Source organism: Candidatus Hepatincolaceae symbiont of Strigamia maritima (assembly GCF_055505085.1).
Window position 1 is genome coordinate 1 of the sequence record NZ_DBKDTU010000161.1, and the last position, 1,633, is coordinate 1,633.

A 1,633-nucleotide genomic window follows, 5' to 3' on the forward strand; every position below is an offset into this window, starting at 1 on the left:
TTAAAATAAATAGAATTATTGAATTAGTGGTAAATTAAATTTTCTATATCTCTTACATTTTAAGAAAGTATCTTAAAATAGGATTACTAAACATATTGATATTTATAAAAATTAACTTTTTTAACCTTGCAATTTTGGTATAATTAGATAAACATCAATTATAAAATTATGGCAATAAAAATGGATATACTAAGCTTAAAAAGTCATATAGAACCTTCTTTAGAAAACGATAAGCTAGGTATAAAAAAACAACACGATTCAACTCTAGAATTAATTTGTGCAATTACTGGAAGTGCCACAATTGCTGTTTCTGCCCAATATGGCAGTGGTAAAACATTTTTTGCTAAATGTTTAGAAAATACACTTAAAAAAGATTATCAAGATAGCATTAATACAATATACATTGATTTATGGAGCAATGACTATAAAAACCCATTAACTACTTTTATTTCTGCTCTTGATGATCTTAAAAATAATGACATAAAAAAATTAAAAAAGGTTGCCACACAAGTTTTACAAATGCTATCTTTTGGAATTAATCTATGTACACAAATACCAACACAAACAACAGAAAAAGTATTTAACTATCTAATCAATGGTAAAGATAAAGAAGATATTAATTCCCTTAAAGACGAACTAAAAAAACTCGCCAAAAATAAAAAGTTAGTAGTTTTAGTAGATGAGATTGACAGATGCAGACCTGAATATGCTATTGAAACTCTTGAAACAATAAAACACTTCTTTGAGATTGATAATATTATATTTATTTTGTTTATAAATCAGAGTTATATATGTAATATTGAAAACCAATATACTACTAAATATGGCATTGGTACTCATGGTTATATTGAAAAATTTATTGATAAAACAATTATGCTTAATATTTTAGCTGAAAATTATATGCAATTATTACCTGTGTATTATACAGAAAGTAGCTCTGATAGCATGATAAAAAATCAATTTGGTGTACATAGAAATGTTATATATGAGAAGAATGATATCCAAACCTTAATAGAGTTCTTTTCTCTTAGTGCTAGAAGTATAATTCAAATTTCAAATAATATAAAGTTATGTTTTAAACTTTACCCACATTTTAGTCTTCCACCTCCTGATTCAAAAGTTTATCTTGATAGATTTAACAAAGGAATTACTTATAGTGGGATCTTCTATTTGTTTTTAATGTATGCTTTGAAATTAAAAAATGAAGAATCTTTTAAGGAGATTACAATAAATCAAAATCCAAAATATTTATTAGAAATAATGAATAGTCTAAAAAATATTATAAAAACTGAAAGTGAAGACTTTGATAAAAAAAAGAATCATATAGATACAACAATAAATTTATTACAAATGTTTATAACTGGACTCATAAATCCAAAAGCAGGAATTTTTACAGATAATGTACCAAATTTAGTTTATTCTCTAATTAATATTGAGAAGGATAAGAATTATAATGATGTAGAAAAATATTTAAAAGAATGGCTTGTTGCTTTAAATAACTAGGTTATCTTGTAGCAAGTAGTCTTGAATTAGAGATAAATTAAGTTTTCTATATTGAATATATTGATTATGTATTTTATACTGTTTACAAATATAATATAAAAAGGATTTAATATGATAAATAATTTTGATA

Annotated in this window: 1 protein-coding gene; it reads left to right on the plus strand. The window is 23.5% G+C overall.

The annotated features are described in order from the left end of the window. Positions 1–180: 180 nt before the first annotated feature. A complete protein-coding gene (locus tag ACQCX0_RS04345; RefSeq protein ID WP_462562953.1) occupies positions 181–1,503 on the plus strand; it encodes a KAP family P-loop NTPase fold protein in 1,323 nt (440 codons plus the stop codon). Positions 1,504–1,633 lie beyond the last annotated feature (130 nt).

Excerpts from the sequence above, each read along its gene's own strand:
- ACQCX0_RS04345 (WP_462562953.1), top strand. The coding sequence starts at position 181 with ATGGATATACTAAGCTTAAAAAGTCATATAGAACCTTCTTTAGAAAAC.